The 21,435-nt window shown below is 69.3% G+C and carries 19 protein-coding genes; 15 read left to right on the top strand and 4 right to left on the bottom strand.

Annotated features, from left to right (window positions below; all coding sequences use genetic code 11):
* Positions 1-3: 3 nt before the first annotated feature.
* From tcuA to VKV57_17575, 8 genes are all read left to right on the top strand, one after another.
* Positions 4-1,488 carry an FAD-dependent tricarballylate dehydrogenase TcuA gene (gene tcuA, locus VKV57_17540; protein ID HLW61708.1) on the top strand — a complete coding sequence of 495 codons (1,485 nt, stop codon included), beginning with the start codon at positions 4-6 and terminating at the stop codon, positions 1,486-1,488.
* Between the two features lie 12 nt (positions 1,489-1,500).
* Positions 1,501-2,010, top strand: coding sequence for a phosphonopyruvate decarboxylase (locus VKV57_17545; protein HLW61709.1), 510 nt, complete (start codon positions 1,501-1,503; stop codon positions 2,008-2,010).
* Positions 2,001-2,576 carry a thiamine pyrophosphate-dependent enzyme gene (locus VKV57_17550; protein HLW61710.1) on the top strand — a complete coding sequence of 192 codons (576 nt, stop codon included), beginning with the start codon at positions 2,001-2,003 and terminating at the stop codon, positions 2,574-2,576. The genes VKV57_17545 and VKV57_17550 overlap by 10 nt, the downstream gene beginning before the upstream one ends.
* Before the next feature lie 191 nt (positions 2,577-2,767).
* The gene (locus VKV57_17555; GenBank protein HLW61711.1) at positions 2,768-3,859 is read left to right on the top strand and encodes an MmgE/PrpD family protein; all 1,092 of its coding nucleotides are present in this window, start codon (positions 2,768-2,770) and stop codon (positions 3,857-3,859) included.
* Positions 3,814-4,020 carry a hypothetical protein gene (locus VKV57_17560; protein HLW61712.1) on the top strand — a complete coding sequence of 69 codons (207 nt, stop codon included), beginning with the start codon at positions 3,814-3,816 and terminating at the stop codon, positions 4,018-4,020. Before VKV57_17555 ends, VKV57_17560 begins: the two co-directional genes overlap by 46 nt.
* A gap of 290 nt (positions 4,021-4,310) precedes the next feature.
* Positions 4,311-4,820, top strand: coding sequence for a sigma-70 family RNA polymerase sigma factor (locus VKV57_17565; GenBank protein HLW61713.1), 510 nt, complete (start codon positions 4,311-4,313; stop codon positions 4,818-4,820).
* On the top strand, positions 4,801-6,765 hold the full coding sequence (locus VKV57_17570; protein HLW61714.1) for a hypothetical protein: 1,965 nt from the start codon (positions 4,801-4,803) through the stop codon (positions 6,763-6,765). The genes VKV57_17565 and VKV57_17570 overlap by 20 nt, the downstream gene beginning before the upstream one ends.
* A 17-nt stretch (positions 6,766-6,782) precedes the next feature.
* Positions 6,783-8,846, top strand: coding sequence for an HD domain-containing phosphohydrolase (locus VKV57_17575; GenBank protein HLW61715.1), 2,064 nt, complete (start codon positions 6,783-6,785; stop codon positions 8,844-8,846).
* 81 nt (positions 8,847-8,927) lie between these two features.
* Here the strand turns inward: VKV57_17575 and VKV57_17580 are convergent, their stop codons facing one another.
* Both VKV57_17580 and VKV57_17585 read right to left on the bottom strand, forming a co-directional pair.
* Positions 8,928-9,710 carry an SDR family NAD(P)-dependent oxidoreductase gene (locus tag VKV57_17580; protein HLW61716.1) on the bottom strand — a complete coding sequence of 261 codons (783 nt, stop codon included), beginning with the start codon at positions 9,708-9,710 and terminating at the stop codon, positions 8,928-8,930.
* 155 nt (positions 9,711-9,865) lie between these two features.
* Entirely contained in the window at positions 9,866-11,014 is a 1,149-nt protein-coding gene (locus VKV57_17585; GenBank protein ID HLW61717.1) for an FAD-dependent oxidoreductase, read from the bottom strand.
* A gap of 214 nt (positions 11,015-11,228) precedes the next feature.
* Here VKV57_17585 and VKV57_17590 point away from each other — a divergent pair, with 214 nt between their 5' ends.
* Complete coding sequence (locus VKV57_17590; protein ID HLW61718.1) at positions 11,229-12,200, top strand: acetamidase/formamidase family protein; 972 nt, start codon at positions 11,229-11,231, stop codon at positions 12,198-12,200.
* Positions 12,201-12,208: 8 nt separating this feature from the next.
* Here the strand turns inward: VKV57_17590 and VKV57_17595 are convergent, their stop codons facing one another.
* Positions 12,209-12,814: an SPOR domain-containing protein gene (locus VKV57_17595; GenBank protein HLW61719.1), complete on the bottom strand. Its 606-nt coding sequence runs from the start codon at positions 12,812-12,814 to the stop codon at positions 12,209-12,211.
* Positions 12,815-12,976: 162 nt separating this feature from the next.
* Here VKV57_17595 and VKV57_17600 point away from each other — a divergent pair, with 162 nt between their 5' ends.
* The 4 genes from VKV57_17600 to VKV57_17615 all read left to right on the top strand — a co-directional run bounded on the left by VKV57_17600 (position 12,977) and on the right by VKV57_17615 (position 17,101).
* Positions 12,977-14,977 carry a S9 family peptidase gene (locus VKV57_17600; protein HLW61720.1) on the top strand — a complete coding sequence of 667 codons (2,001 nt, stop codon included), beginning with the start codon at positions 12,977-12,979 and terminating at the stop codon, positions 14,975-14,977.
* Positions 14,978-15,068: 91 nt separating this feature from the next.
* Positions 15,069-15,974 (top strand): serine hydrolase, encoded by a 906-nt coding sequence (locus VKV57_17605; protein HLW61721.1) that lies wholly within the window; start codon positions 15,069-15,071, stop codon positions 15,972-15,974.
* Between the two features lie 163 nt (positions 15,975-16,137).
* Positions 16,138-16,821 carry an AzlC family ABC transporter permease gene (locus VKV57_17610; GenBank protein ID HLW61722.1) on the top strand — a complete coding sequence of 228 codons (684 nt, stop codon included), beginning with the start codon at positions 16,138-16,140 and terminating at the stop codon, positions 16,819-16,821.
* Positions 16,814-17,101, top strand: coding sequence for an AzlD domain-containing protein (locus VKV57_17615; protein ID HLW61723.1), 288 nt, complete (start codon positions 16,814-16,816; stop codon positions 17,099-17,101). Before VKV57_17610 ends, VKV57_17615 begins: the two co-directional genes overlap by 8 nt.
* 70 nt (positions 17,102-17,171) lie before the next feature.
* On the opposite strand, the gene VKV57_17620 is transcribed toward VKV57_17615, so the two are convergent.
* Complete coding sequence (locus VKV57_17620) at positions 17,172-18,443, bottom strand: OFA family MFS transporter (protein ID HLW61724.1); 1,272 nt, start codon at positions 18,441-18,443, stop codon at positions 17,172-17,174.
* Between the two features lie 155 nt (positions 18,444-18,598).
* On the opposite strand from VKV57_17620, the gene VKV57_17625 reads away from it, so the two are divergent.
* Both VKV57_17625 and fdhD read left to right on the top strand, forming a co-directional pair.
* Positions 18,599-20,377: a molybdopterin-guanine dinucleotide biosynthesis protein MobB gene (locus VKV57_17625; protein HLW61725.1), complete on the top strand. Its 1,779-nt coding sequence runs from the start codon at positions 18,599-18,601 to the stop codon at positions 20,375-20,377.
* 75 nt (positions 20,378-20,452) lie between these two features.
* A complete protein-coding gene (fdhD, locus tag VKV57_17630; protein ID HLW61726.1) occupies positions 20,453-21,376 on the top strand; it encodes a formate dehydrogenase accessory sulfurtransferase FdhD in 924 nt (307 codons plus the stop codon).
* The last annotated feature ends 59 nt before the right edge of the window (positions 21,377-21,435 follow it).

A 21,435-nucleotide genomic window follows, 5' to 3' on the forward strand; every position in this document is an offset into this window, starting at 1 on the left:
GCGGTGGACGTTATCGACGTGATCGTGATCGGCGGCGGGAACGCCGCCCTCTGCGCGGCGTTGGCCGCCGCTGAGCACGGGGCCCGGGTGCTCCTGCTGGAACGCGCGCCGCTTGAGGCGCGCGGAGGAAACTCCGCGGTGACCGCCGGCGCGCTGCGGTTTCCCTACGGGGGGGTGGAAGACCTGAGCCGGATCGTCAAGGATCCGGCCCTCACCCAAGCGGGCAAGGTCGACGTCGGACGATACAGCGAGGACGACTTCCTTGGCGATCTCCAGCGGGTCACGCACGGACAGACGGACCCTGCGCTTGGGCGGGCGCTCGCTTCGCAGGCGTTCCCGACGATGGGTTGGTTGAGCCGGCAGGGCGTGGAATTCGTCCTGGCCTACGATCGACAGTCCTTCCTCGTGGGCGAGACGTATCGCTTTTGGGGCGGCCTGGCGGTGAAGGTGAGGGGGGAGGGGCCGGGCCTCATCGCCGCGCTGTACCGGGCGGCGCAGGCGGCGGATGTCGCCGTCATGTACGAGTCCCGGGCCACCGCCCTGGCGTGGGACGCCGCCGCCCGTGAGTGGAGGGTTGGCGTCTCGACCGGAACCCGCGCGCTGGAGCACCGGGCGCGGAGCGTGGTCCTGGCCTGCGGCGGGTTCGAGGCCAACCCCGAGATGCGGGCGGCACACCTCGGGCCGAAGTGGAGAGGGGTGAAGGTGCGCGGCACCCCGCACAACACCGGGGACGGCATCAAGATGGGGTTGGGGGTGGGCGCCCGGCCGTTCGGGCAGTGGAGCGGGGCCCACGCGGTGGCCTGGGACATCAACGCCCCGGCGGCCAACGACCGGCGGGCGGTCCAGCACTTCGAGCGGGATTCCTACCCGCTGGGGATGTACGTCAACATCCACGGGGAGCGATTCGTCGACGAGGGGGAGGACTTCCGCAACTACACCTACGCGCGCTTCGGGCGGGAGATCATGCGCCAGCCGCAGCGGGTGGCGTTTCAAATCTTCGATCAGAAGACCGTCCGGCTGCTGAAGAAGCCCTATACGCTTACCGGCACGACCCGCATCCAGGCGAACACGCTGGACGAGCTGGCCCGCGCCGCCGGTCTCGAAGGGCGCACGTTCGCGCGCACGGTCGCCGAGTTCAACGCGGCCGTCGGCGACCGCCCGTTCAACCCCGCGATCAGGGACGGGAAGGCCGCCGCCGCCCTCCGGCTCCCCAAATCGAACTGGGCCCAACGGCTGGACTCGCCGCCGTACGTGTGCTTTCCGGTGACCTGCGGCATCACGTTCACCTTCGGCGGGCTCCGGGTGGGAGCGGACGCGTCCGTGGCGGGCGCCGACGATCGGAGGATCGGGGGACTGTTCGCCTGCGGCGAACTTGTGGGCGGGTTGTTCTACGACAACTACCCCGGGGGAACGGGGCTGATGGCGGGGGCGGTTTTCGGCCGGCTGGCGGGAACCGGCGCCGCCGCGCACGCAGGCCGCTCGGGGTGAAGGGGGCATCGGATGGACTGGAGCGCGAAGATGGCCGAGTCGCTCAAGAGCAACGGGTACCAGATGGTCGCGTACGTCCCCGACGAAGTGGCCGATCGCCTGCTGCAGCTGCTGCACCGGGACGGCGCGCTCACGATGGTCTCGGCCACCCGCGAAGAAGAGGCGCTGGCGATCCTGTGCGGCGGGTTCCTCGGCGGGAAAAAGGGTGTGCTGGTGATGCAGGGCAGCGGCCTCGGGAACTCGATCAACGCCCTGTGCGGGCTGGCGATCGGCTACCAAATTCCCTTCCTGATGGTGATCAGCGAGCGGGGGCGGCTCGGCGAGTTCAACAGCGTGCAGGTGCCGCTCGGGCGCGCGGCCCCCAGGATCTTTGAGGCCCTCGGGGTGCAGGCGTTCTGGATCAACCATCCCGAGGAGATCGCCCCGATTGTGGAGGGGGCGACAAAACTGGCATTCGGCGGTGGACTGCCCGTTGCGCTCATCCTGTCGACGGCGCTGAGCGGGGGGAAGACATGGCGATGACTCGCCTCGAGGCGTTTCAGCGGCTGCTCCCGCTGCTCGGCCGGGCGGCGGTCCTCGCGAACCTGGGGAAGAACACCTACGACCTGTTCGCCGCCGGGCACCGGCCGGAGAACTTCTACACCTGGGGAGCGATGGGCACGGTCTCGTCGGTGGGACTGGGGCTCGCCCTGGCCCGGCCCGATCTTCGGGTCGTCGTCCTCGACGGCGACGGCTCGCTCCTCATGAACCTCGGTTCGCTCGCCACGATCGCGGCGCTGCGCCCCTCGAACCTGGTGCACATCGTCTGCGATACGCAGACGTATGAGACGACGGGCGGGCAGGCCTCTCACACCGCGGTGGCCGCGGACCTCGCGGCGATCGGCCGGGGGGCGGGGCTCTCGCACGTCGAGGCCGTCGTTGATCTCGATGCCTTGGCACAGGCGGTGCGCCGCGGCCTGGCGGAGCCCGGCCCGTGGTTGATCGTTGCCCGGATGGAGGGGACGGCGACCACCGCGTCCAAAGTCCCCCGCCGCCCGATCTACGACAAGTATCGTTTCATGGAGGCGATCGGGTCGACCGGGCGCTGACCCGGAACGTCGGAGCGCAGGCGGTGGCGCGGGTGGACGGCGGGATCGAGGGGGGACCGACCGGATCGCCGGGTTTGTCGAGGGGGCCACGTTTGAGCGGCTCCCGGCTGCGGTGGTGCAGAGGACCAAGGAGGTGCTCTACGACGGCCTCGGCGCCCTGTTGTCCGCCACCTCCGCCCGGTACGACAACGGTGAGGTCCTGGGGCGGTTCGGGCGCGAGGTGGGCGGCACTCCTGAGGCGCAGGTGTTCGGGGCGGAGTTCAGGACCAACATCGAGACGGCGGCGCTCATCAACGGGACATTCGGTTACTACTGCGACGTGGAAAGCCACCACCCGGGCGCGATCATGCACGCGATCGCCATCGTGGGTCCCGCTGCCCTGGCGGTCGGCGAGAAGTGCCGCCGGGACGTGCTCACCGCGATCGTCGTCGGCATCGACGTCGGCTGCCGGGTCAGCGCCGCGCTCGGAGGCGCCGCCCTGGTATGCGCGCGGGTTTCACCCGTCGTGCGTCGCCGGGACGTTCGGGGTGCTCGCGGCCGCGGCGCGCCTGATCGGGCTGCGGGGGGCGCCGCGGCGGCACGCGTTTGGACTCGCCGGCACCTCGGCCTCAGGTCTGCTGGCCTGGGTGAGCGATCCGAGCGAGCACTCCCGCCCGTACAACATGGGGCTCGCGGCCGGGCACGGCGTGCGGGCCGCGCACCTGGCCTCCTGCGGTTTCGGCGGCCCCCCGGCGGTGTTTGCCGGGAAGTATCCGCTGGGTCAGGCGTTCAGCGGGCGGTGGGACGGACGGGCGCTCTGCGACGGGCTCGGCGAGCGGTTCAAGGTCATGGAGATGACGTTCAAGCGCTACGCCTGCTGTGCGTTCATCCACCCCGGGCTCGACGGCCTTCTGGACATCCGGGCGGCGGACGCCGTGGCCCCCGAGGCGATGCGGCGGATCACCCTGCGGTGCCCCCGCTCCGGCTACCACGTGATCGACGGCAACCCGTTGCGCTCGCATTGCGCCCAGTACGTGCTGGCGCTCGCCGCCCATAAAGGCGGAGTGGAGTTTTCCGATATTCTCCACGACCGTCGGGGCGATCCCGAGATCCGGCGGCTTTCCGAGAACATCCAGGTGGTCGGCGACGAGGAGCTGGATCAAACCTACCCCGATCTCTACCGGTCCATCATCGAGATCGAGACGACGGGCGGACGCCGGTTCCGCCGCGACGTGACGTATCCGAAAGGTGCCCCGGAGTGCCCGCTGACCCCCCCGAACTTCGGGAGAAGTTCGCGACCCTGACCCGCGAGGTGATTTCCCCGGGCCGGGGCGAGGAGATCGGGGCGATGATCGATCGCCTGGAGGACGTCGAGGATATCGGCGCGCTGGCGAGGCTCTTGGGACGAGAGCACCGTCCGGGCGCATCAGTGGAGCGGCGGCGCGGAAGACCCCCCGCATCCTGACCCCCATATCCCACCCGGCGGCCCCGGAGCAGGCGATGATGGCCGCGGTGCCCAGGGTTAGGTCGATCTTCTCCCATACTTCTTCGAAGACTCCGGCCCCGCCACCGACTGCGCTAATCCGAAAGATAACCCAAACCATCACCCGGAATAGACTGAACCTCTCCCCCCTGCGGTAGGTAAGGGGTAGGGAAACGAGACATCCGGACGGATGGCGCACCTCATACGTTCGGAGGGTTCTTCGTCACGTTGCGGGGTCTGGTGGCACTGAGCGACAGGAAGGAGCGCGCGGAATGAACCGAGAGGATTTCGCCGGGATCTACGACGTGCAGTATCCGCGGGTGTTCCGCTACCTGCTGTGGCGGTTGCGCAACCGGGACGCCGCTGAGGAAATGACGGCGGAGGTGTTTGCCACGGCGCTCGCCGCATTTCAGAAGGGGACGACGCCGAAGCACGTCGGGAGCTGGCTCGTCGGCATCGCGGACCACTTCGCCTTGCGGTCCTGGCGGAGGCAGCGAACCGAGCGAGCGGCACTGTCCGAGAGTCCCGGGACCGAGCGGGATCCGGAGGAGCTGGTTCTGGCGCGATTGGAGCGGGATGAGATCTGGCGCTGCGTGGACGCGTTGAGCCCGGAGCATCAACAGGTCATCCTGCTTCGGATCGTTGCGGGGTTGAGCGCGCGCGAAGTCGGGGGGCTCACGGGAAAGACCGAGGAAGCCGTGAGGAGTCTGCAGCTTCGTGCGCTTCATGCATTCCGAGTTCGTTGGAGGGAGGCACAGGCCGATGCAGGGCTACGCAGCTGAGCGTTCTGACCCGCTGGGCGAGAACCGCCTAGAGGCGCTGCTCGGGGATTTGCTGGGGAAGGAACGCCCCGAGTGGCAGCGCATTACCGCGGAGACTCCGGACCTCGCCGAACTTGGCGAGGCAGCTCGGCGGCTCCGGGTCGTCAGCCTGCGGGCGCCGCTCCCCGAAGGGCGATTTGCGGTGCGGCAGGCGCTGCTGGTTGCGGCGCAGCAGGTCCGGGATTCCGTGGCGCCGGGGAGAGCGGCATGGCGGCGGGCGGGACTCTGGCTGAGCGTGGCGGCCCTCGTCGCGATCGCGGGAGCATTTGGTCTGGGCGCTGGTCTGCTCGATCCCCTCGCTCCGCCCTCCAGTCCGGTGTACGGTTTGAGACTCGCGGTGGACAAAGCGCGGGGCGTGTTCATCCCCGGCTACCCGGTAACGGGTCAGTACGCGCTGAACTACCAATTCTCGCCCGTCCAGGTGCCGAGCGCGGGTGGCGTGACCACGACCGATGGGAAAATCGGCGGGCTGCCCGTGCGGTTGACAATGACGGCGTCGGGCGCATGCCCGGCCGGCGGACCCTGCGGGAAGTTTGTCGTGGGGGTGGCCGGACTCTCGACCGAGGCACGCACACGGCTCGGGGAGCTTCGAGGGACGTTTGCCTGCGGTTCCGGTGGGTGCATCCTGACGGTGACCGAAGCGACGGGAATATTCGCTGAGGTGAACGGATCCCGAGTGTCGGTGGGAGGATCGGGGGCAAGCGAAGGGCAGCTGGGATCCAAGATGAACTCGCTCGGGGATTGGGTGAATCATGTCGCCGCGGCGGCCGAGCAGTTGAAGGCGAGCGGGCTGCTGCCGGCTGGGCTCACGGTCGGAGACCTTGTCAAGGACGCGGTGACCAACGAGAAGACCGGCGGGCGCCCGGGTGGAAACGGCGGAACGGGGGCTCCCAAGGGCACCAATCTCAGCACGAAGCAGGGGGCCGTGGTTGACGCTCGCGATGGCATCCACGCCCGCGGATCCAGGGGAACGGGTCCCGTCGGCCCCGCCTCCAGCGCGAGCAGCATCGCCGGCGGTTCCTCGGTGCAGGGCGACACCGGAGTTCGTGGCGCCGCGCCCAATATCGACCTCGGCGTGCATGGTGGCATCGGCGTCACGGGCGACTCGCCTACGCCCAACCCTAGCATCGACTCGGCTTCCTCGGTCCCCACCGGTCGCAACCGTGTTGGTGCCGGTGCCACACTCGTAGGCGGCCCTGGCGCTCACCATGTTAACGTCGGCATCGGAGCACGCAGCGATAAGACAGGCGCCGGCGGCGAGGCCGCCGTCGGCGGCCTGGGCGTGGGCGTCGGTGGTGGGACCGGCGTAAAAGGCGGCAGCGGCATCAGTGTCGGGGCCGGGGCGAACGTGAGCGGCAGCGGTGTCAGTGTGGGCGCCGGAGCGAACGTGAGCGGCAGCGGCGTCAGTGTCGGCGCCGGGGCGAATGTGACCGGCAGCGGCGTCAGTGTCGGTGCCGGGACCACCGTGAACGGCGGGGGTGGAGGCGTCATCGTGACCAACGGGGTTACCCTGGGCACCAGCGGCGTGAGCGGGGGGGGCACTGTGAGCACAGGTGGCAGTGGCGCTGGAGGAGGGACCGCCGGTAGCAGCGAGGCCGGCGGCGCCAACGTAGGTGGGAGTTCGAGCGGCGGGGCCAGCGCGAGCGGTGGGGCCAGTGCCAGCGGGAGCGGGGCCAGCGCGAGCGGTGGGGCCAGTGCCAGCGGGAGCGGGGTTACCGCGAGCGGCGGGGTCACTGCCAGTGGGGGCGGCGCCAGCAGCACAGGCAGTGGGGGTATCGGCATCGGCATTGGCATTGGGCTCAACCTTGGTGGAATCAACATCGGTGTGGGGCTCAACCTCGGCGGTGGTGGGGGCGTTTCTGGAGGCGGGGGTACGAGCGGGGGCACCGGCAACAACTCGCGGTAGGGTCTGGAAAGGGAATCATGCGATCATCCGCGAGCGAGGTCCACAAGCATGGCGGCACGGGAAAGCCGGTGCGGCCGCTTCACCGCGTCGCCAACGTTCTCCAAAGCGGGGAGGGCGCGAGCGAGGATCTGGCCCACTACCGCGAGTTGTTCGAGAACGCCAGCGACTTGATCTACACGACTGACCTGGCGGGGAATTTCACATCTATTAATCCCGTTGGGGAAAAACTCACGCGGTACACGCGCGAGGAACTCCTCGCATCGAATATCGGTCAGATCGTTGCGGCGGAGAGCCTCAGCACGGTTCTGCAAATGCTGGACCACGCCGTCAGGGGCTTGAGCTCCACGACCTGCGAACTCGAAGTCCTGGCCAAGGACGGCCGTCAGGTCCCGCTGGAGGTATGCTCGCGTCCAATCACCCAGGACGGGGAGGTGGTGGGGGTCCACGGGATCGGCCGCGACATCAGCATGCGCAAGCGGACCGATCGGAAGTTCCAGCAGCGCACCGCTCATTTGGAGGCGTTGAACGCGATCGTTGCGGCCGCGGATGCCGCGCCCGATCTTCCACTGCTGCTGACGGTGGTGATCGACCGGATCCTGGAGGCGCTCGCCCTCGGGATGGGCGGGATCTGGGCGGGCGACCACCACGTCGTTCGAGGCCTCTCCCCAGAGATCGGGAAGACCGTGGTGGAGGCCGCTCAGTCCTCTCAGCAGAAGACCGCCAGCGCGGCCAGCGTAGCCGACTGGCAGGCAACGTCTGGGAACGGGGCACACCCGCTGGCGGAGAGGTGGATCCACATTGGCATCCGGGCGTCCCTCACCGTGCCCATCGTGGCCGAGGGCCGGTGTATCGGGGCGTTGATCTTGGCCTCCCCGTACCCCAAGCCATGGACATGGGAGGAAGTCGTCCTCGCTGAGGCGGTCGGACAGCAAGTCGCGGCGACGGCCGAGGGCCTTCGCATCTTCCAGGAGTCCCAGCAGCACGCCGGGTTGATGAAGCGCCTGGTCGCGCTGAGCGACACTTTGAATCGTCCCGCCATCGTCGCGGACATCGCGACGGCCATCGGACAGGCCGCGCTGAGTCTGAGCGGGGCGACGGGAGGGGCCGTCTACCTCCGCGGACCGGAAGGCGCCGTCGCCTGCCCGTGGGCCAAAGGGCTGCCCGCTGATTCCGCCATCCCCGACCGCCTGCCGGAGGGGAGTGCGGGGTTGTTTTCGGACGTGTCGGCCTTAGCTCCGGACGACGCGATCCGGGGCTTCGCGAGCCGTCAGGGCTTCCGGGCCCTCGGGATCTGGCCGCTCACCTACGAGGGACGGGAGATCGCCGGGGTGCTGTGTTACTACGACGAGCCCCATGAGTGGTCGAAGCCGGAGCGGGAGGTCTTTCAGACGTTCACCTGGCAGGCCGCTTCCGCCCTCGAGAACGCGCGGCTCTACGAGGTGCAGGTCGAGCGCGCGCGCGAACTGGAAACGCTGCACCACAACCTCGAGGAATCATACATCCAGATGGTGCTGGCTCTGGCACGGGCGATGGACGCCCGAGACGCGTACACCGGAGACCACAGCGACCGCCTGGCCACACTGGCCGATCGCGTGGTCCGGGCGCTCGACCTTCCGGATGACGAGGCGAAGGACATCCGCTGGGCGGCGCTCCTGCACGACATCGGGAAGATCGGTTCTCCGGACGGCATCCTGTGCAAACCCGGGCCGTTGACCGAGGACGAATGGATGATCATGCGCCGGCACCCGATCGTCGGCGAGGAAATCCTGCGTCCCGTAGAACGCATGCGAGGGGTGGCCAAGATCGTCCGCCATCACCAGGAGAAATGGGACGGCAGCGGATACCCCGACGGCCTCAGTGGGAAAGCGATCCCCCTTGGGGCTCGCATTCTGGCGGTGGTCGATGCCTACAGCGCGATTGTTGACGAGCGCCCTTACAAGAAGTCGGGTACCCAAGAAGAGGCGGAGGCGGAAATCCGGCGTTGTGCGGGGGTGCAGTTCGATCCAGAGATTGTGGAGGTCTTCTGTCGAACACTGAGCGGTGACCATCAGGCATCCGACGCGGTCCTCCTCCGTCGGTGATCGGCGGTCCAGGTGGTGGTTTCCTCGCGCTCGCCGGAGGGTGGTCTCCGTCACAGGGCTCTGCTGAGCGACCGTGCCCCGCTAGCCGCGGCTATAGGGCAGGAAATATCGGCCGGCGCTCGACCCACCGCTGACATCCAAGACCGACCCGGTGATGTACTCCGCTTGCGTGGATGAGAGGAACAGGACGGCCTCGGCGATCTCGGCGGGCTGCCCCATCCGGCCCCAGGGGATATTCGTGATCAGCGTCTCTCGATAGGCGGGATTGACGTCGCCGCGGCGCCCCACGTCGATCAGGCCGGGAGAGACGACGTTGACGTGAATGCGGTGCTCGGCCAGCTCCTGCGCGAGCACTTTGCTGAACATCACGATTGCCGCCTTCGACGCGCAGTAGTGCGACGCGCCCCGCCGGGCCGATCGGTAGGCGCCCGAAGCGATATTGACGATGTGTCCGGCCACGCGTTCCGATACCATCCGGCGCGCGACCTCCCGTGACATCAGAAATGTCCCCTTGAGGTTGGTCTCGATGACCGCATCCCACTGTTCTTCCGGCATCTCGATCACCGGGCAGTTGGGGTACACCGCGGCGTTGTTCACGAGCACCTCGATCCGCCCCAAGTGTCCGACGGCACCTTGGACGATCCGGTCGACCCCCGCGGCGGTGCGGACGTCCCCCGCGACGCCAAACGCCCGGCCCGGCCCGCCCCCGAGTTCCGCCACGACGCTCTTGACCCGATCGGCGACCACGTCGACCGCCGCCACCCAAGCCCCTTCCTGCACGAACGCCGTCGCGATTCCCCGACCGATTCCCGCGCCCGCTCCGGTGACCACCACACGCCGTCCCGAAAACGCACCCTCACTCATCCACATGCCTCCCCCGTCGCGTTCATTCCGGCGATGCTCGGACCGCTCCGCCTGACCAGATTCGCCGTCCGGGGGCGAAACTCTCCCGCGGTACGTCTCGAGAATCGCGCCGGCGAGGCCGGATGCCTCCGGGGACGGACGAAGGGTGTTCTTGGTTAGATCACATTGAGCTCGTGCAGCGGCCTCCGAGCCAGGATCCGGTCAAACGACAGCGGGCTGAGGTCCAGCGTGCGGTATCCGCCGTCGACGATCAGTTCCGCGATTCCCCGTCCCACCCCCGGGGCGTGTTGCAGCCCGTGGCCGCTGAAGCCGTTCGCGAAGAACACGTTGCTGAAGGCGGGATGGGGGCCCACGATTCCGTTGTGATCCAACGTATTCAGCTCGTAGTACCCGGACCAGCCCCCCGTGACTTTGACCGCCTGGAACACCGGGACGCGCCGGGCCAGCGCCGGCCAGATGACCTCGTCAAAGCGCGTGTAGTCCACTTCCAGCGGCAGATCATCCGGGTCCGCTTCGCCCTCCTTGGGGGATGTTCCCCCGATGAACTGCGCGCCCTCGGGACGAAAGTAGACCCCGGATGGGTCGATGACCAGCGGGCAGTCGGGAACGGCGTCGCGGCAGGCGAATACGAAGATCGTCCGCCGCCGCGCCCGCACGGGGAGCTCAATGTCGAGCATCGCGGCGATGGAAGCCGCCCAGGGGCCCGCCGCGTTGACCGCGACGTCGCAGGGAACCCGCGACCCGTCGCCGAGGACGACCGCGTTCACCGTCCCACCGGTGCGCACGAACCCGGTGGCTTCCTGAGTCAGATATTTGACGCCAAGCGCCACCGCCCGGCGGCGGAACGCCTGGAGCAACAAGTATCCGTCGAACCACCCTTCGCCGGAGAGGCCCAGAGATCCGGCGGCGATCCCCTCCGTCGACAGCCACGGGAACCTGGCGGACAGCGCCTTGGGTTCGAGCAGCGCCACCTCGACCCCGTGCTGCCGCTGCAGGCGGTGGACCGCCTGCAGCGTCGAGAGCGTCGCGCCGGTGGCCAGGAAGAGGTATCCAGGCTCGCGGAGGCCGATGTCCGCGCTGATCGTCCGGAGGAACGCGATGCCGAAACGAGACAGCTCGATGTTTACCGGGGTCGAGAACTGCTGGCGGATCGCGCTTCCCGATAGGGCCGAGGAGGCCACCTTGTACGAAGGGTCCCGCTCCACCACGCAGACCTCACCGGAGAATTTCGGATGGCCGGCGACAAAGGACGCGATCGCGCTGCCGATCGCTCCCCCGCCCACGATTGCGACCTTGAGTGTCATGTTCCTCCCCTCGCCCGAACTGGGATTCCTTGCCCGCCTCTCGGCGATCGGGCGCCTGCCCTCGGGTCGTCGTCAGGTCGGGGCGGCGGCTCCATGCTGTTCGTGGACGCGCTCCGTCATGCCTTGTCCGTGACATGGGGGAGAACCGACCCATCCCCTCCGAATGTCTCAGTGCCACCATCCCACGGGCTCCCGCGAAGGAGGCACCACCGAGGTGAAGCGCCTAGAGCCATCGCCGCGCACCGTGCACTGGGGGTACTTTGACGCTTCGCTCGCGCCCGTCGCCGAGGTCGTCCCCGGAGAGGTCATCCACCTCCGCAGCGTCTCCGGCGCCCCCGACGATCCGGTCCCGAGCGGCTGGATCCCCCCCGAGATCCCCGGCATCTACGCCGAGGTCCACGACCGGGGCCCCGGCGGACACCTGTTGACCGGCCCCATTGCCGTGCGGGGGGCCCGGCCGAACCACGTCCTGCAGGTGGACATTCTATCCGTGACGCTGGGCGCACCCTACGGATACAATACCCTCGCTCCACTCGAAGGGATCTTCCCCGAGGCCATCGATCGGCGCGATCGTCAGATCATTCCCATCGATCGCGAGACGGGCGTGGCCACGGTCCCGCCGGGCCTCACGCTTCCGACTCGGCCCTTCTTCGGCGTCATCGGCGTGGCCCCGCCGATCGGCTGGGGGCGTGTGGACACCGCCCCGCCCCGATGCCACGGGGGAAACATGGACAACAAGGAGCTGGTTGCGGGGACGACGCTGTTTCTGCCCATCTGGACCGAGGGGGCGCTGCTGAGTGTGGGTGACGGGCACGCCGCGCAGGGGGATGGGGAGGTGAACATCACCGCGATCGAAACCTCGCTGGACGGGGAGTTTCGACTGAATATCCGTTCGGATTTCGAGCTCGCCCTGCCCGTTGCCGTGACACCGTCGCACCTGATCGCCATGGGCTTCGACGCGAGCTTGGACCGGGCGGCGCGCATCGCCGTGCGCTCGCTGCTCGACCTGCTCGTGCGGTTTGGAGGCATGGCGTGGCGCGACGCCTACCGCCTGGCCAGCATCGCCGCCGACCTGCGCGTCACCCAGGTGGTGAACGGCGAAAAGGGCATTCACGTCATGCTGGAGCGGATGATTCTGGAGCAGTTGGCGACGCCGTTCCCGTTTGTTCCGCGCCGGTCCGTCTAGCGGAGCGGTTACGGCGAGACGCTTAAGGCGGCGTCGAACCCGTCGGTTTGCAGCGCCTTCATCAGACGCTCCGCCGCCGGGCGGTCGACCCCCGGGCCGACCCAGACGAGGAACAGCGGCCCCTGATTGATGATCGCGGCGGGATAGTGGCTGGCGCGGAGCTGCTGCACAAGGTCCTCCGCGTTCCCCCGGATCTTGAACGCCCCGGCCTGCACGTGAAACTGGGAAGATGCCGGCGGGCTCGCCTCCGGCACTATCGGGGCCGGGGGGGTGGGAGCGATCGGCTGGGGCAACGCGATCGCGGGTGGGGGTTCGGATGGGGGAATTGCCGGGGCCGCTTTGGGCTCCGACGGGGCCGGGACCGGAGCCGATTCCGGGATCCCCACTGCGGGGGTGTTCGCGATCACCCCGGGAGGAAGGGCGGCCGCGGGTGGGGCAGGTGCCGGGGGGCCCGCCGGGGCCGCTGCGGGGCCGATCGACGGTTCGGCCGTGCCCGATGTCGTCGCGGCGGTCGTCGTCCGGGCTGGCGGATGCGCGATCAAATATGCGGAGGCGACCGCGACCAGGCACACGGTCAGGACCCCTGGCAAGGCCGAGAAGATTCGTCGTCCCACCCGATCAGCGCCTCCTGGGTGCTCCCCCCGGTTGGGTTCCTCGCCGGGGGTGGTTTACCTGCTCCCGGCGGGAGGGGGTAGGGTCCTAGGGTTTCGTGCAGGCCTCCTGGAACCCTACCGCCAGGTTTTTGCATGTCGTGACCGCGGAGGATCTGACGATTCATGCCCACCCCCACACCGCGCGCCCTGCGCCCCGATGATCTGATCTCGATCAAGGCCGTGGCCGACGCCCAGCTCTCGCCCGACGGAGGCGCGGTGGCGTACACGCGGACCGAGATGGCAGTGGAAGAGGATGGGTATCGCTCGACGATTTGGACGGTGCCGGTCGGGGGCGGGGACCCGGTTCAGCTGACCCGAGGCCCCAAGCGGGACAGCGCCCCGCGCTGGTCTCCCGACGGGACGTGGCTGGCTTTTCTCTCCGACCGCGACGGTGCCCGCGCGGAGATGTACCTGATGCCCGCCCGGGGCGGTGAGCCGCGGAAGCTCAGCGCGCCCGGAGACGTGAGCAGCCCGGCCGTGTGGTCCCCCGACGGCACGCGAATCGTGCTCGCGGCGCGCGTGCCGAACGAGCCCCCGCCCGCGGACCCGGCGGCCCAGGCGCGCTGGGCGGAGCGGCCCAAGGTCGTGACCAAAGCCCACTACAAGTCGGACGGCCAAGGGTACATCGGGGGCGCCACCAGCTCCCTGTTCGTGCTTTCGGTGCACGGCGGCACCCCCACTCAGGTGACCCGGGGAGAGGGGGACGCCGTGGCGCCCGCCTGGTCGCCCGACGGAAGCCGTATCGCCTTCAGCCGCGCGCGCGGCGGGGTCGCCGATTTCAACGTGTGCGATATCTGGGTGATGGACGCGGATGGCGGCGACGCGCGGCGCGTGACCGAGAACGTCGGGCGGGCGACGTCTCCCAGCTGGTCCCCCGACGGCGCGTGGATCGTGTGTTACGGGACGGACATGCAGGAGCCCGGGATGGGTGATCCGATGGTGCGGGTCTGGTTGGTGCCGACGACCGGCGGTCCGCCGCGGCGGCTCACCGAGGGGGACGATCGGCAGGTGGTGCTCGTCGCCCGACCCGCGGTCACGCCGGGGGCGGTGTGGGCTCCCGACGGCGACTCGGTGACCTTCCTCGCGGCCGACTCGGGCAACATCCATATCGTCCGTGCCCGGGTGGGCGGCGGTTCGGTGCGCACGGTCGTTGGCGGCGAGCGCCAGGTGATGAGTGCGAGTGCCGTCCCCGGCCCCGGCCGGATCGCGTTCGTGGCAACGGATCCACAGCTCCCGAGCGACGTCTACGCGTGTCGGTGGGACGGCTCGGAGGAGCGGCGGCTGACGGCTACGAACGATGCCGTCCTCTCGCAGCTGGCGCTGCCCCGCGTGGAACGTCGGACCATCGCCAGCCCGCACGGGGGCGTGGTGGAAGGATGGCTGATTCGGTCGAAGGCCGGGAGCGCGCCGGCGCCGCTCCTGCTGGACATCCATGGCGGCCCCGCCAGTTTCCACGGCAACCAGTTCCCGCTCGGCTACTTCTACCGCTACGTCCTTGCCTCCCGCGGGTGGGCGGTGCTGGCGCTCAACCCGGTCGGGTCCGGATCGTACGGCAAGGCGTTCGCCCATGCCGCCCGAGGGCGATGGGGGGAGCGCGATCTCCCCGAGCAACTGGCCGGCGTGGACGCGCTCGTCAGCGAGGGGATCGCGGATCCGGACCGACTGGCCGTGGCGGGGTACTCGTACGGCGGCTTCATGGCCGCGTGGACGATTACCCACACCCACCGCTTCAAGGCGGGGGTGGTCGGTGCCCCGGTCACGAACCTCGAGTCCTTCCACGGGACCTCGGACATCGGCATGTGGTTCACGCCGTGGGAGATGGATGGCGAGTTGATCGCCCACCGTGAGAGGTATCGGCGTCTCTCGCCCATCAATTACGTCGATCGGGTCCGGACCCCGACGCTGATCCTGCACGGGGAAGCCGACGATCGTTGTCCGATCGGCCAGGGCGAGGAGTTCTTCATTGGGCTCATCTCCGAGGGCCGGGTGCCGGCGGAGTTCGTGCGGTATCCCGGAGAGAGCCACCTCTTCCTCGGCAACGGTCGCCCCAGTCACCGGATTGACTTCACGCGGCGCGTCGTCGAATGGGTGGAGCGCTATGTGATTGGCGCGGGTCGCGCCTGACCTCCGTCCGATCACGTCGCGCTCGGGCCCGCGTCGCGCGGCCGTCCCAGGGTGGGTTTCGTCGCGCCGGAATTAACAGATGGAGGCGAGGATGGCCGGTCAACTGTACGAGCGCATTCATGGGATCGCGGCACGGCTCGATGGGATGATGGGGGTCTACATTCGCGCGCTCCCCTCCGGGGAAGAGATCGCCCTCAACGCCGATCAGCCGTTTCAGATGGCGAGCGTGTTCAAGGTGCCGCTGCTGGTCGAGCTGATGTCCCAGGTGGAGGCGGGACGGCGGTCCCTGGAGGAGCGGGTGACCCTGACCGATGACATGAAGGTGCCGGGGTCGGGCGTGCTCAAGGAGCTCTCCGCCGGCACCCCCTTGACCATCCGCGACCTGGCGACGCTGATGATCATCATCAGCGACAACACCGCAACCGACATCCTGCTCGGGCTCGTGACCAAGGACGCGGTGAACGCCCGCCTCCGATCGTGCGGGCTGCCCCGGACGACGGTCGCCATGGGCTGTCGGGAGCTCCTCAACGACCTCGTCGGCCTGGGGGGCGCCCCCGACTCGCCGGAGACCCGACGGCAGGCGGTTGATCGTCTCCGGAAGCGGGAACTCGATCCGCACTGCCGCGTCTACCACGACGTACAGGCCAACATGGCCACACCCCGCGAGATGGGAATGTTGATCGGACACATCGTCGGCCCGACCCTCGGCAACGGCCGCGGCGGGGCCGGGCCGCTGCCGGTAGCGGTCTCGAGGCAGGTGCTCGGCATCATGCGGCGTCAGCAGGTGCGCGACCGACTTCCGCTGTTACTGCCGCTGGCGATCGAGATCGCGCACAAGACCGGCTCGTTGGCCAGGGTGAGCAACGACGCCGGGGTGCTCTACGCGCCGAAATCACCGTGTATCGTCACGGTGTTCACGCGGGATTTGGCGGACGATCTGGCGGGCCGCATGGCGATCGCCGAAGTGGGACGGGCCCTCTACGAAGCCTACGCGTGACCGGCTCCTCGGGGAGCGGGACGGTCTACGGCGACCTTATCCAGCTGCGTGATCGCCGCGTGACCATCGCGAGGGGGGTCGGCTCCAACTGGGGCGGGGGGGGCGCCGCGGCCGCGGCGCGGGGTGAAAGGCCACCGGCCCGGGCCGATCGTGGGGTGATCGTGTGACCGATCCGCCGCCGCGCCGCAGATTCGGTGCGGGCGTCGTCGATGCGCTCCCCCTGTGGTTGGGGGTCGTCCCGTTTGGGGTCGTCTACGCGGTGGTGGGCCGCCGCGCTGGGCTCAGCGCGTGGGAGATCCAGGTGATGTCGCTGCTGGTGTACGCGGGGGGCGCGCAGTTCACCGCGGTGCGCCTGCTGGCCCAAGGGGCACCGCGGAGCGTCCTCGTGGTCGCCACCGCGCTGATCAACCTTCGCCATGTGCTCTACGGGCTGTCGCTCGCCCAGCCGCTCCGCGAGGCGCGGCCCGGCCTCCGCGGGGTGGTGGCCTTCTTCCTGGTGGACGAAAGTTACGGCCTCGGCACCCGCGCCTATCTCGACGGACGGGGAAGCGTGGCCTACCTGTTGGGCGCGGGGATCTCCCTCTACGTCGCCTGGAACGTCGGGACCGCGCTCGGGGCGGTGGTCACGGCCGCGGTCCCCGACCCGAGGTCGGCGGGGCTCGACCTGGTGTTTCCGCTGACGTTTGCGGCGCTGCTGGCGCCGCTCCTGCGCGGTCCAGCGAACCGGCAGGCGGCCGCGGCGTCCTTCCTCGCGGCGCTGGTGAGCGTGCCGAGGCTGCCGGGCGGGGCCGGGTTTGTGGTGGCCACGGTGCTCGGGATGCTCTGCGGGCTGCGGGCGCATGACTGAAACGATCGTCGCCATGGCCGTGGCCACCTACCTGACCCGTTTGGTCGGCCTCCTCGGCGCGCCGATCCGAGGCGGGTGGGCGGTTCGGGCCCTTGCGCTGGTGCCGGTGGCGGCGTTCGCCGCCCTTACGGCGTCGAGTTTGGAGCTCCGCACCGATACGTGGTTTCGCTGGCTCGTGGTCGGCGTCGGCGGGTGGCTCTCCTGGCGCGGGGTGCCGGTATGGGCCTGCGTGGGAGGTGGGATCGCCCTCTACGTCATCGGGGGGCCGCTCTTCAGGTGAATGCGGAGGAAGACCGACGGGGCAGGGGCGGGACCCGGTAATTCCGGTCCCGCCCCCGTCCGTGCGAGCTTCACCGCGCCGGGGAGAGGACCGCCGGCTGCGCCTTCGCGGGCTTGCGGGCGATCAGCGGGAAGATCAGCACCACCACCATGAACACCGCGACGATGTAGAGGGAGGACTCGAAGTGCCCCGTGGCCTGGCGGATCCGCGCAATCAGAATGGGCGACGGGATGGCGGCGGCACCCCACGCCAGCAGGATCCACCCGTAGATTCCACCCATCTTCCTCGGGCCGAAGAAGTCGGCCGTGAACGACGGCATGCTGCCGAAGCCGCCGCCGTAGCAGAGGCCGATGATCGCGATCGCGATGCTGAAGGTCGTCGCGTCCTTGAGCGTGGGCAGGAGGAAGAAGATAACCGCCTGGATCGCGTACATGATGATGAAGACCGTCCTTCGGCCGATCATGTCCGACACCCAGGCCCAGAAGACCCGGCCGGTCCCATTGAAGATCGAGATCAGTCCAACGATGCCGGCGGCCGCCACCGGGGAGAGGCCGACCATCTCCTGCGCCATCGGCGACGCCTGCGAGATCACCATGATCCCCGCGGAGACGTTGCAGAAGAGGATCAGCCACAGGACCCAAAATTGGGGCGTGGACATCGCCTCGGCGACCTCGTAGTTATACGTGCTGGCCGCCTTCGCCACCGCTCCGCGCGGTTCCCACCCGGCCGGCTTCCAGCCGGCGGGGGGGTTGGCGTAGAACTGTGCCGCGGCGATCACTAAGATGAAATAGGCGATCCCGAGCGTGAGGAAGGTCGCCGGGACGCCGTAGAGGATGATCTCGCGGGCGGCGATCGGGCTCATGACCAAGGCCCCGGCCCCGTAGCCGCAGACGGCGACCCCGGTCATCAAGCCCCGCTTGTCCGGGAACCACTTTACCAGCGTCGCCACCGGACAGATATAGCCCATGCCCATGCCGATCCCGCCCAGCACGCCGTAACTGAGGTACAGTCCGCCGAGCGAGTGGTTCTTTGCGGCAAGGGCGGCGAGCATGTAGCTGACCCCGTAGAGGACCCCGGCGGTGGTGGCCACCTTGCGCGGGCCGGCGCGGTCCTGCCACAGGCCGCCGATCACCGTGCCTACGCCGAGGAAGAGGATGGCGAGCGTGAAATTCAGTGCGGTCTGGGTGATCGTCCAGTGCTCACTCGCAATCAGCGGCTTATTGAAGACACTCCAGCCGTAGGCTGCCCCCAGGCACAACTGCATGACGACGGCGGCCACGGCGATCCCCCATCGATTCGGAAGCTCGTCCCGAGCCACGTGAAATCCCCCCTCTGATCGCATCGTCGATTGGTTCGCTCATCGGCGCGCGGAGCACGCCGAATGGTCACGTCGGCTTCACCTCCCCTCGCACGGTAGATTGACACCCCTTCCAATAAAATTAACAATAGATTCACCCGCGCGGGACCCACTCCTCCCGCGCCGCATGGGGGGGGATTGTGGCGCGACTCGAAGAGGCGCTCGGCCGGTTGCTGGCGGCGGCGGTGCCGCTGTCGGCGGAATCCGTCCCGGCCGCGGACGCGGCCGGGCGGGTCGCGGCGGAAGACGTTCGCGCCACCGCCCCTGTGCCGCACTTCGCCCGCGCGGCGATGGACGGATACCTGTGTCACGACGCAGACGTTCGCGGGGCATCCCCCGATCGGCCCGTCGTCCTCCGCCTCACCGGCGGGGTCCGGATGGGGGAGGGACCGGAGGGCGGGCCGGCCCGCGGGGAGGCCTGGGCGATCACGACCGGCGCGCCGATGCCCCCTCGCGGCGACCGGGTGGTCCCCGTGGAAATGGTGCGGCGCCAGGGCGATGACGTGCAGATCGCGCAGTCCCCCGGTCGGAAGACGCATATCTCCCCACCCGGAGAGCTGATTCGAGAGGGGGCTGCGCTGATCGCCGCGGGCGAGGTGGTGGGACCGACCGCGGCGGGCGCGCTGGCCGCGTGCGGGTTGGGCACGGTGTCGGTGTACCGGCGTCCTCGGGTCGCGGTGGTGGCGACGGGCGATGAGTTGGTTGAGGCGACCGATGGGGCGGCGGCCCCGCCGCCGGGACGGGTGTTCAACAGCAACGCGGTGACCCTGCGGGGCCTGCTCCGCGCCGCGGGGTGTGAGGTCGACTACCGGGGCATCGTCCGCGACGCGCCCGACGATATGCGCCGGATCTTCGCCGCGCTGCGCGATGCATACGATGTGGTCCTCTCCACCGGGGGCGTGTCCATCGGCCGGTACGACGCGGTCCACCGCACCTGGCTCGACCTCGGAGCCCAGCGGATTGTGGGGCGGGTGGACCTCAAGCCCGGCGGCCCTTTCTTTACCGGTCGCTTCGCCGCGTCGTGGGCCGTCGGACTCTCGGGGACGCCGGTGGCCTGCCTCGCGGCGTTCCACCTCCTGGCACGCCCGTTTCTGTTGCGGTTGGGGGGAAGGCGTCGGGTGATCAGGCCGCTCGAGGACGCCGCGTTGGCCGTCGGGTTTTCCCGTCCGGCGGAAGAGGCGCGCGCGCTGTGGGCGCGGATCGTCCCCACACCGACGGGGCTTCCCTCGGCGGAGATCCTGTACGGCGATGCCGCCGGGACGGTCGGCGCGCTCCTCGGCGCCAACGCCCTTGTCCTGATCCCACCGGGGACTCCGCCTCTGCCGTCGGGAACCCCGGTCTCGGCGCTGCGGCTCGATCGCGATGAGGATCGCGACCGCCTGATCCTGCCCCCGGTCCACCCGGGACCGCTGGTGATCGGGATCGTTGGGGCATCCGGATCCGGGAAAACGATTGTGATCGTCGACCTGATTCAGCGGTTGGTCGCCGACGGGATCCGCGCCGTCGCCGTAAAGCACGCCGCACACGGGTACGACGCCGACCGCGAGGGAAGCGACAGCGCCCGCATGGTCGAGGCGGGCGCCCGCGTGGTTGTGCTCGCCGGGCCCGTGGAGACCGTCCTGCGCATCGCCGCGCCGGCGGCTCACCCCGGTGGGGCCGTCGCCCTGGCCGCCGCGGCCGCGGAGCGGGTCTGGGGGAAGCCCCCCGATCTTGTGCTCGTCGAGGGATTCACGCACCCCGCCGACCCCGTGATACAGGTGGGCCAGCAGAAACCGGGCGCCGCCTCGGGCGAGGTGCTCGTGTCGATCCCGGCGTTGCCGGGGATGAACGCGGAGGCACGGGCGGATGAGCTGCGGCGCGTGCGGGACGCGGTTCTGGCGCGAATGGGTGCGGGAACAGCGCCCCGGCCGATTAATTGACGCTCCTGGGGGGCGATGCTACGATACCCTCGAAAGGGTCGGACTGTGCAGACGTCTGATGGTGCGGAGCCGCGTGTGGCGATTCGAACCAACCGGCCGGAGGCCGCGGGTCGCGAACGCGAGCCCGAGTCCCCCCGCACGAGCACGACACGACGCCGCGTGGCTCAGGTGCGGGCGGACGAGGTGCGCCTCCGTGACGATCAACTCGCGGTCGAGGAGCCCCTGGAGATCCGGCTGTACCCCGGCGTCGGATCCCCGTACGTCCAGGTTGCGGTGACGATGCGCACCCCCGGGCATGATTTCGAGCTGGCCGCGGGGTTCTTGTACAGCGAAGGGATCGTGGAGGACGCGGGACAGATCGACCACATCAATTACTGCGCCGACCACTCCCTCGAGAGTACGCAGCGCTACAACATCGTGAACGTCTTCCTCCGGCCCGGCGTCGAGGTCGATACCGAGCGCCTTCGGCGCAACTTCTATACCACCTCCAGCTGCGGGGTGTGCGGGAAGGCGTCGATCGAGGCGATCCGGGTCCGCGGCGTCCGCCCCGCCGCGCCCGGCCTCGAGGTGGACGCCGACGTCGTCGGGCGGTTGGGCGAGACGCTGCGCGGCGGGCAGGCGATCTTCGACAAGACCGGGGGCCTCCACGCCGCCGGCCTCTACGATGAGCGGGGGCACCTGTTGGCGATCCGCGAGGACGTCGGGCGCCACAACGCGGTGGACAAGCTCGTCGGCCACGCCGTGCTCAACCGGTCGACGCCGCTGCACCGCTGTCTTTTGATGGTCAGCGGACGGGCGAGCTTTGAGATCGTGCAGAAGGCCGCGGTCGCCGAAATCCCCGTCGTCGCGGCCATCTCCGCTCCGTCGAGCCTTGCCTGCGATGTGGCCCGGACATTTGGAATGACCCTGATCGGTTTCGTGCGGAGCGATCGGTTCTCGGTGTATTGCGGCGCGCACCGGATCCGGCACCGCGGGCAGGCGATCACGGGGATCGACTGACGCCGGGCGCCCCGTGGGGGGGGGGGCCGGCACGCGCGAAGATCTGCGAGCGGAGGTGG

This window comes from bacterium, assembly GCA_035307765.1.
Lineage (GTDB): Bacteria > Sysuimicrobiota > Sysuimicrobiia > Sysuimicrobiales > Segetimicrobiaceae > Segetimicrobium.

What these genes read in the sequence shown, in the direction of transcription:
- VKV57_17545 (HLW61709.1), top strand. Translation starts at nt 1,501, where the DNA reads ATGGACTGGAGCGCGAAGATGGCCGAGTCGCTCAAGAGCAACGGGTAC.
- VKV57_17550 (HLW61710.1), top strand. Translation starts at nt 2,001, where the DNA reads ATGGCGATGACTCGCCTCGAGGCGTTTCAGCGGCTGCTCCCGCTGCTC.
- VKV57_17565 (HLW61713.1), top strand. Translation starts at nt 4,311, where the DNA reads ATGAACCGAGAGGATTTCGCCGGGATCTACGACGTGCAGTATCCGCGG.
- VKV57_17570 (HLW61714.1), top strand. Translation starts at nt 4,801, where the DNA reads ATGCAGGGCTACGCAGCTGAGCGTTCTGACCCGCTGGGCGAGAACCGC.
- VKV57_17575 (HLW61715.1), top strand. Translation starts at nt 6,783, where the DNA reads ATGCGATCATCCGCGAGCGAGGTCCACAAGCATGGCGGCACGGGAAAG.
- VKV57_17580 (HLW61716.1), bottom strand. Translation starts at nt 9,710, where the DNA reads ATGAGTGAGGGTGCGTTTTCGGGACGGCGTGTGGTGGTCACCGGAGCG.
- VKV57_17585 (HLW61717.1), bottom strand. Translation starts at nt 11,014, where the DNA reads ATGACACTCAAGGTCGCAATCGTGGGCGGGGGAGCGATCGGCAGCGCG.
- VKV57_17600 (HLW61720.1), top strand. Translation starts at nt 12,977, where the DNA reads ATGCCCACCCCCACACCGCGCGCCCTGCGCCCCGATGATCTGATCTCG.
- VKV57_17605 (HLW61721.1), top strand. Translation starts at nt 15,069, where the DNA reads ATGGCCGGTCAACTGTACGAGCGCATTCATGGGATCGCGGCACGGCTC.
- VKV57_17615 (HLW61723.1), top strand. Translation starts at nt 16,814, where the DNA reads ATGACTGAAACGATCGTCGCCATGGCCGTGGCCACCTACCTGACCCGT.
- VKV57_17620 (HLW61724.1), bottom strand. Translation starts at nt 18,443, where the DNA reads ATGCGATCAGAGGGGGGATTTCACGTGGCTCGGGACGAGCTTCCGAAT.